Origin of the sequence: Archangium sp. (assembly GCF_036388035.1) — a bacterium.
Taxonomy (GTDB): domain Bacteria; phylum Myxococcota; class Myxococcia; order Myxococcales; family Myxococcaceae; genus Archangium.
In genome coordinates this window covers 1-8,479 of sequence record NZ_DASVSO010000926.1, presented here as the reverse complement: position 1 = coordinate 8,479, position 8,479 = coordinate 1, and the positions used below count along the sequence as shown (strand labels likewise).

Here is an 8,479-nt window from a genome sequence, read left to right as displayed (position 1 = left end):
GTGCTCGCCCATGGCGGCACGGTGTCGGTGGGCCAGCGGCCCGGGGGCGGCGCGCGCTTCGAGCTGCGGCTGCCGCTCCAGCTGGAGCCGCGGCCCCTGCCCCTCTCACCCGCTGGCGGAGGCCCCGGCTGATACCCGGCGCGGCCTGCGCGCCCTCACCACCGCACGGGCAGTGACTCGAAGCCCCGGAAGAAGAGGCTGCTGCACTTGACCGTCGCCGGCTTCTCCTCGTCCAGGCGCAGCCCCGGCATGCGCTGGAGGAGCTCCTCGATGGCGATCTCCAGCTCGCGCCGGGCCAGACCGGAACCCAGGCAGTGGTGCGCCCCGAAGCCGAAGCTCAGGTGCTTGTGCTGGCTGAAGTCGCGCTTGATGTCGAAGCGATCCGGATCCGGGAAGACCGACGGGTCGCGGTTGGCCGCCGCCATCCCCAGGAACACCACGTCCCCCTGCTTGATGGTGCGACCGTGCAGCTGGAAGGTCTCCGAGGCGATCCGCACGAAGAAGGGCAGCGGCGGCCTGTAGCGCAGCACCTCCTCCACCGCGTTCTTCACCAGGGTCATGTCGTCCCGGAGCATCTGGAGCTGCTCGGGGTGCGTCAGCAGCTCGTGCATCGTGTTGCTGAGCAGGTCGGTGGTGGTGACGTGGCCGGCCGAGATGATGAGGTTGGCGTTGGCCACCAGCTCGTCCTCGGTCATGACCCCACCCGCCTGGGCGTGGATCATCATGCTGAGCACGTCATCCCCCGGAGCCAGACGCCGCTCCGCGATGATCTTGAGCAGGTACTCGCGCAGCTCCTGGGTGGCCCGGTTGGCCTGGTTCGCCAGCTCCACCATGTCCGTGCCCGCCGGAGGGCTGGCGAGCTTGGCGTGGGGCTCGGCCCAGGACTGGAACTGCTCGCGATCCTTGGTGGGCACACCGAAGATCTCCGCGATGGTGAGCGGGGCGAGCTGGTGGGAGATCTCCTTCACCAGGTCCATGTGGCCCTGGTGCTGGACGCGATCCAGCAGCGCGGCCACGGTGCGGCGGATGGCGGGCCGCCAGGAGTCGATGGCCTGGGGGGTGAAACCCGGGTTGGCCAGTCGCCGCAGCCGCAGGTGCTCCCGACCGTCCTTCATGCCCATCTGCAGGCGCAGGTTGCGCATGAAGTCCTGGATCAAGTCCGGACTGGCGCCCTGCAGCTGGAACTCGAAGAGCCTGGCGCGATCCCCCGTCAGGCGCGGGTCGCGGAAGCAGTTCATCACGTCCGTGTACCGGGTGACGAACCAGGCGTGCACGAGATCCGACCAGTGCACCGGGTCCTCGTTGCGCAGATCCCTGTAGACCTGAACCGGGTCGAGGAGGTTCTCGGGACTGACGGGGTTGAGGGCGACCTTCTGAGCCGGGCTCGTCACAGGTCCATCCTCCCTCTGCTGGTCAGCAGTGCGCGGTAGAGACACCGCGCGAAGCTATTGCACGCTCGCCAGCTTGTCGAGCGTCATTCAAGGCCTCCATACCTGACAGGTGCCACGCCAGCGACCCAGAAACGGACGCACCCGGTGAATAGGTCCGCTGTACCTGGAAGTGAAGACGGTCCCCGGCGGCCCTGCTCGCCTGGAGAGCGTCCGCCCACTCATCCGTCTTCACGTCAACTCAAGGACCTCCCCGATAGCTTTGGAGCTTGGCTCCATGACATGTAAGCTCCGGATCAGGTCCCATGGGAGCGCCACGCGCACGCACATGAGTTCTCTCTCGCCAGAAGCAGCCAAGGTTTTCAAGAAGTTGTGGAGTACCCACAACATGTACAACACCGCTGGCACAGGGCCCATCCTGTACCTGCTGGTGGTGATCATGGGCATCAACTGGCAGCAGGCCGTGCCCATCCTCCTCACGGTGGTGCCCTTCAACACCCTGTTGCTCACGGGCATCCTGCCCAACAAGATCATCCGCCGGGCCGTGCAGCGCGCCTTCGATGAGGCCATCACGCCGGAGGAGCGGCTGGAGCGGATCCTCAAGATTCCGGGCATCCTCGTCGCGACCATCCTCGCGGTGACTGTCCCGGGCGTGAGCCTCGTCGTGGGCTCAGCGGTATTCCTCTACGACAAGAGCCCGCTCATCATTCTCTGGGCCGCCGTCACCGTGACGCTCCACCTGATGCTGCTGATGATCCTGGCGCAGGTGGCCCACGAGCGCATCCTGGCGCCCTATGCCACCGCGGAGTTCCACAAGTCGAAGGGTGCGCTGCCCAAGCGCAGCAGCTTCCTGTGGCCTCGCCAAGCCTGGTACCTGCCGTACACCTTCGCCGTCTTCGTGGCCTGCACCCTGGCGACGACGCTCACCGTCATCGGCAAGCAGGGCTACGTGGCCTACCAGCAGCTGATGAGCCAGAGCGCGGACATGACCGCCAGCCAGTACCAGCAGCTCATCAAGGAGTCGCTCTCGGCGCTGGCCACCAACTCCTTCCTCCCCATCCTGCTGCTGGGTGGCTACCTGCTGCTCGTCGCCGCCATGACGGCCTGGCTGCTGGCGCGCCGCCTGAAGGAGGGCACCCTGAGCATCGAGGAGGCCCTGTCCGGTCTGGCCAGCGGCAACCCCAAGCTGCCCAACTGGATCTCCACCGACGAGATCGGCGACCTGTCGGGCGCCACGGCCCGCGTCTTCGAGCAGCTGCGCACCTTCTCCCTGTCGCTGCGCGACTCGGCCATCTCCCTGCAGCACTCGGCCCAGCAGCTCGGCACGTCGACCAACAAGCAGACCGAGGTGCTGTCCGTCCAGGCCACCGCGCTGCAGGAGACCCAGGTCACCACCGAGGAGATCACCCAGACCTCGCAGCTGGCGGCCAAGACGGCCAACAACATCCTCAAGCAGGCCGAGCGCGCCCAGAACATCAGCCAGTCCGGCGAGGTCGCCATCCAGGAGGGTCTGGCGGGCCTGTCGGACATCGGCTCGCAGGTGCGCGAGATCGCCACCAGCATCAAGTCCCTGGATGAGCGCGCCAAGCAGATCGCCCGCATCACCTCCATCGTGAAGGACCTGGCCGACCAGTCCAACATGCTGGCGCTCAACGCCGCCATCGAGGCCGTGCGCTCCGGCGACGCGGGCAAGGGCTTCGGCGTGGTGGCGCGGGAAATCCGCTCGCTGGCGGATCAGTCCATCCGCGCCACCCACAGCATCCGCACCATCCTCCAGGACATCGGCACCGCCATCGGCAGCGCGTCGGCGCTCACGCAGAAGGGCACCCAGCGCGTCGAGGCCAGCCTCAGTCAGATCCGCAACTTCAGCCAGCAGGTGGAGCAGCTGTCCGCCATCGTGCGCGACAACGCCAACTCGGTGCGGCAGATCGCCGCGGCGGTGACCCAGCAGGACGCGGGCATCGTGCAGATCACCCAGGCCGTCACCGACATGACGCGCATCATGGACCAGACGATGACGCAGCTGAGGGCCTCGGAGGAGGCCATCTCGGTGGTGCGCAACGTGGCCGAGCAGGTGACGGGCTTCGTGGGTCAGTACGGCTGGGCCGAGGCGGCCGAGAACGCGCTGCCCGAGCAGGCGGCGCAGCCGCCGGCCCTCCCCCGGAACTGAGCGGACTCGCGGTCCGGGCCGGCCCTCCCTCTGGCGAGAGGGGCCGGCCCGCGCGAGGCGCTAGCGCTGCTTCTGGAAGAACGGATCGCGCTTGCAGTAGGACTCCACCAGCCCGGAGATGGTCTTCACCAGGGGGCGCGTGTCCACCTCGGTGACAGGGGCCAGCAGCGCGCGGGCGGACTCCAGGTTGTCCAGGGCGAGCTTGCGCGAGCGGACGAAGATGTCCTGCAGGCTGGGCAGCAGCGCCTCGTACTGGGCCTCCGTCTCCAGCTTCCGCTCCATCCCCGGCAGGCCGGACTCCAGGGCGAGGATGCGGACGATGTTGAGGTTGTCCTCCTCCAACAGCTCCCGCTTCAGCGTGCCGAGATCCGAGGCGAACTTCACCGCCTGCCCGAGGAACTCGTACCCCGTGCGCAGCTTGCGGTAGACGGTGTCCTCCAGCTCGTCGGCCGCGAAGAGGCAGTCCAGGTCGAGGAAGTGTTTGATGCTCGCGGTCATGGTGGAGTACTTGCCGTACTCCACCGAGTTGGCGGCCGCGCGCACGCTGTTGATGCAGTGCTCGTAGCTGAACCCGGTCATCTCCTCCCAGAGATCGAAGTAGAGGGCCTGGCGCAGCCGCTCCTTGGCGGGAGAGGCGGTGGCGGGCAGCAGCTCCAGCATCTCGTGCAGCACCCGGGCGGCGCCCGAGTCGGGGACCTGGTCGGAGCGGCCCTGGAGGCGCAGGGTGAGCAGTTGCATGCTCGCGTCCAGGTGCCGCCGCCCTCCCTCCCGGTCTATCTCGTCGTCCACGACGATGTTCCACAGGTTGCAGTAGTTCTTGAGCAGCACCACGGTGGCCAGGTGCTCCCGGGGAACGAGCGGCAGGGTGAGCCCGACGCTCAGCAGCCCGAGTTGGGCGAAGTACTGCCGTGGGTTGCCACGTTCGAACTTGATGCCGTTGGACTCGATGAGCCGCGCGAGCGGCTCCGAGACGGCGGAGATTTCCGAAGGGCTGAGCATGGCGGAATCATAGGAGCAACCCGACACGTCCACCTACGCAGAGGGGCCAAGGCAGGCGGGCAGGCTCGGAAAGCCAACCGAAGCCCCCGGGCACTGACCGACGTCCGACACTCAGGCATGATGCGCCCGGACCTTTCGAGAGGACCGTCATGACCGACCCCCAGCCCCCCGCCTCCTCGTCCACCGGTTCTCCGCCGCCCCTGCCCCCTCGCGCGGGCTATCCCCTCGTGGGCGCACTGCCCTCGCTCGCGGGAGATCCGCTGGGCTACCTGCTGTCGGCCCGAGCCAGGTATGGCGACATCTACACGCTCGACCTGGGCCTCACGCGAGCGATCATGCTCAACCACCCGCGCCACGCCCAGCACGTGCTGCGTGACAACGCCCGCGGCTACGGGAAGGGCGGCCCCATCTGGGACTCCATCCGGTGCATCGTCGGCAACGGGCTGCCCACCAGCGAGGGTGAGTTCTGGCTGCGCCAGCGGCGGATGCTCCAGCCGCACTTCCACAAGGATCGGCTCGCCAGCCTGATGCACCTCATGGTGGGCGCCATCGACGAGAGCCTGGCCCGGTGGGATGCGGCCGCGGAGTCCGGCGAGCCCGTGGAGGCCTACCACGAGTTCGCTCGCATGACGATGAACGTGGTCGTCAAGAGCCTGTTCGGCGCGGGCATCACGCCCGAGGAGGCCGACGCCGTGGGCCACGAGATGAACTACGCCGTCGAGCACATCCTGGCCAGCCTCTTCACCAACGCCCTGCCCAAGTGGATGCCCGTGCCCGGCCGCAAGCGCTTCGAGAAGGCCCTGCGCACCATCGACGAGGTCGTCTACAAGCTCATCAACCGGCGCCGGGAGAGCAAGCAGAGCGGTGGGGATCTGCTGGGCATCATGCTCGACACGGTGGATGACGAGACGGGCAAGGGCATGGAGGACATCCACATGCGGGACGAGGCCGTCTCGCTCCTCATCGCGGGCTACGAGACCACGTCCACGGCGCTGGCCTTCATCTGCGGCTGCCTGCTGGAGCGCCCGGACATCGTCCGCAACCTGCAGGACGACTTCGACAAGGTGATCGGCCAGGAGACGCCGAACCTCGCCCACCTGCCCCGCCTGCCGCTGGCGCAGATGGTGGTGCAGGAGTCGCTGCGCATGTACCCGCCCACCTACTGGGTGCTGCGCACGGCGCTCGAGGATGACGTCATCGACGGCTACCGCATCCCCAAGGGGACGATCATCGGCGTCACCACGTACGCCATCCAGCGCCACCCCGAGTTCTGGCAGGAGCCCGAGAAGTTCGACCCGTGGCGCTTCACGCCGGAGCGCTCCGCCGGCCGCCACCCGCTGGCGTGGATTCCGTTCGGCATCGGCCAGAGGCTGTGCATCGGCAGGGACTTCGCGCTCATGGAGGGACAGCTCTTCCTGGCGCGGTGGCTGTCGCGCTTCGACATCGAGCCGGTGCCCGGTCGTCCCGTGAAGGCCGGGCTCGCCGCGACCATCCGCCCCCAGGGCGGCGTGTGGATCCGCCTGCGCAAGCGCACGCCCCGCGCCGTCGCCGCGGTGGGCTGAGCGCCTCGACGCACACCCCGAGCGAGGGGCCTCCACCACCCGCCGTGAGTCCGTCCGGCCCGGGTCCCTGGAGGCCCCCACCCCGCCTTTCTCTTGTTTTGAGTTGCAGCAATACTTCCCCGGTGAAATCCACCGCCCCCGGTGGAGCCCAGAAGAGGAGTCCCCACACATGTCCGAGAGTGCCGCCCACCTGCCTTCCCGGGAGGAGTTGCTGAAGCGAGCTCGCGCCCTGCTCGCTGGGCTCGACAAGGAAGACATGGGGTACTCGGAGTATGACGCGGCGTGGGTGGCGCGCGTGCCGAAGCGGGGCGCCCCTGTCCGTGAGCCCGCCTTCCCGGGCCTGCTCGAGACGGTCCGTCACACCCAGCGGGCAGATGGTGGCTGGGGCCCCGAGCAGGTGGACTACGTGTCCTCGCGCATCCTGGCCACGCTCGCCTCCGTGCTCGCGCTCACCGAGTTCGACGGCCACAAGGACCTCGCCCGGGCGAAGAAGGGCGTGGCCTACGTCCAGAAGGCCTGGTCTCGCCTGGAGGAGGAGCCGGACCTCACCATCGGCTTCGAGCTGGTGGCGCACCCGCTCATGCTGGAGCTCACCCGGCGCGCCAGCGCGACCGAGGAGCTGCGGGGGCTCGAGCAGGTGCTGGACGAGGCGAAGCTCCTGTTCGACGAGAAGATGTCGCGCCTGCCCAAGGAGCTGACCTACTGGCCCGAGCTCAGCCTGGCGTTCTCGCTCGAGTTCCTCCACGACAAGCTGAACGCGAAGAAGGCCCGGGGCCTCGTGGGCCACAGCGGCACCATCACCGCGAGCGTGGCGGCCACGGCCTACTACGTCATCGAGAGCGGCGATGAGACCTCGTACAAGGCCCTCGAGCGGCTGGTGGAACGCGGCAACCTGGAGAACATCTCCTACGCCGTGGATACGCGGCTGTGGGAGACCATCTGGACGCTCCACAACCTGCACGTGGCCGGGCTGACGGCCGACTTGAAGGAGGAGTGCCGCTACCGGCTCGACTTCATCCACAAGCACATCGGCACCCACGGGCTCGCCTGGTCCACGGAGATCTCCTACGGCGATTCGGACGACTCGGCGGTGGCCTTCAAGGTGCTCAACGACTTCGGCTACAAGGTCGACTGGTCGCTGCTCGAGCAGTACGAGAAGCCGGACGGCTTCGTCGGCTTCCTGGCCGAGCGCGGCCCCTCGGTGAGCGCGAACGCGCACGTGCTGGAGGCCATCCAGCACGATGGCCATCTCAACGCCCACCACCCCCGCGGCGAGGAGTGGCGGGACAAGGCGGCCCAGCTCCTGCTGCGCCAGCGTCGGGCCAAGGGCTATTGGACCGACAAGTGGCAGGTCTCGCCGTACTACCCCACGAGCTGCGCGGTGAAGGCACTGCTGGACTGGAAGCCCTCCAGCGCGTTCCGCTCCCTCCGGTGGATGCAAGACACCCAGCGGAGCGATGGTGGCTGGGGCTGGTTCAATCGCAGCTCCCCCGAGGAGAGCGCCTACGCCCTCCACGTCCTGACGATGTCGCACTTCAAGTACCTCAAGTTCCAGAAGGAACTCGACGCCGTGAAGGACCTGAAGGCCCTGCTCGAGCTCGAGGCCGTGCAGGACCTGGCCAAGGAGCCCAGGACGCTGGAGAAGGACCTCAAGGCCATGAAGCACCTGAAGGCCCGGCAGGCGCTGAGCACCCCGGAGCAGCAGCAGTCCTTCGAGAAGACCCTGGGGGCCGATGAGCTGGTGGCCATGCGGGAGCTGGAGAAGGCCCTGAAGGAGGCCGAGGCCCTCAAGCAGCCCAAGCCCCGCAGCATCCTGGCGAGCGCCCAGAACGCCGTGATGACCCGGGTGGTGCTCTCCGTCCTCACGGTCATGATGGCCGCGATGGACAGGCAGGCCATCCTCAAGCGCCTGCTGAAGTACCGGGAGCGGCTGGACTACATGCGGCGCTGGAAGGACCCGGTGAACCAGGAGCAGCTCGTGGAGGACCTGGAGAAGCAGAAGCACCTGCTCCAGCGGCTGAAGGAGGCGGAGAGCCTGGAGGCCGCGAAGCGACTGCTGCAGTCGGAGTACCTCCAGCACTTGAAGGTCGACCTGGACGTCATCGCCCGCGGCGCCGCCTACCTCGCCCAGTTCGATGGAACCGAGCCCGGGGACACCCACCCGAAACTGTGGATCGCCAAGGTGCTCTACCGGCCGCGCAACGTGGTGCGCGCCACCATCCTCGCCGCCCAGCTCATGTGCGCGAAGGTGACGGAGCTCGAAGCGGAGAAGTCGAAGGTCGTCGCGGCCTAGGCAGGTGCCTCACGGCCGGGCTGGAGGGAGGGTGCACAGCAACAGGCGGCAGCGCAGGCCGCCGTTG

Annotated in this window: 5 protein-coding genes; 3 read left to right on the top strand and 2 right to left on the bottom strand. The window is 67.9% G+C overall.

Features of this window, described 5'->3' with window-relative positions:
* Positions 1-155: 155 nt before the first annotated feature.
* Entirely contained in the window at positions 156-1,391 is a 1,236-nt protein-coding gene (locus VF697_RS38445; protein WP_331102981.1) for a cytochrome P450, read from the bottom strand.
* A 385-nt stretch (positions 1,392-1,776) separates the two neighbouring features.
* Between VF697_RS38445 and VF697_RS38440 the strand changes: the two genes are divergently transcribed.
* Complete coding sequence (locus VF697_RS38440) at positions 1,777-3,558, top strand: methyl-accepting chemotaxis protein (RefSeq protein ID WP_331102979.1); 1,782 nt, start codon at positions 1,777-1,779, stop codon at positions 3,556-3,558.
* Positions 3,559-3,618: 60 nt separating this feature from the next.
* On the opposite strand, the gene VF697_RS38435 is transcribed toward VF697_RS38440, so the two are convergent.
* Positions 3,619-4,557 carry a terpene synthase family protein gene (locus tag VF697_RS38435; RefSeq protein ID WP_331102977.1) on the bottom strand — a complete coding sequence of 313 codons (939 nt, stop codon included), beginning with the start codon at positions 4,555-4,557 and terminating at the stop codon, positions 3,619-3,621.
* Between the two features lie 149 nt (positions 4,558-4,706).
* On the opposite strand from VF697_RS38435, the gene VF697_RS38430 reads away from it, so the two are divergent.
* Together VF697_RS38430 and VF697_RS38425 are read left to right on the top strand one after the other, a co-directional pair.
* Complete coding sequence (locus VF697_RS38430; protein ID WP_331102976.1) at positions 4,707-6,119, top strand: cytochrome P450; 1,413 nt, start codon at positions 4,707-4,709, stop codon at positions 6,117-6,119.
* 169 nt (positions 6,120-6,288) lie between these two features.
* Complete coding sequence (locus VF697_RS38425) at positions 6,289-8,412, top strand: hypothetical protein (RefSeq protein WP_331102974.1); 2,124 nt, start codon at positions 6,289-6,291, stop codon at positions 8,410-8,412.
* Positions 8,413-8,479 lie beyond the last annotated feature (67 nt).

Bases quoted from the DNA above. Each gene is read 5' to 3' on its own strand.
- VF697_RS38440 (WP_331102979.1), top strand. From the start codon at position 1,777: ATGTACAACACCGCTGGCACAGGGCCCATCCTGTACCTGCTGGTGGTG.
- VF697_RS38435 (WP_331102977.1), bottom strand. From the start codon at position 4,557: ATGCTCAGCCCTTCGGAAATCTCCGCCGTCTCGGAGCCGCTCGCGCGG.
- VF697_RS38430 (WP_331102976.1), top strand. From the start codon at position 4,707: ATGACCGACCCCCAGCCCCCCGCCTCCTCGTCCACCGGTTCTCCGCCG.
- VF697_RS38425 (WP_331102974.1), top strand. From the start codon at position 6,289: ATGTCCGAGAGTGCCGCCCACCTGCCTTCCCGGGAGGAGTTGCTGAAG.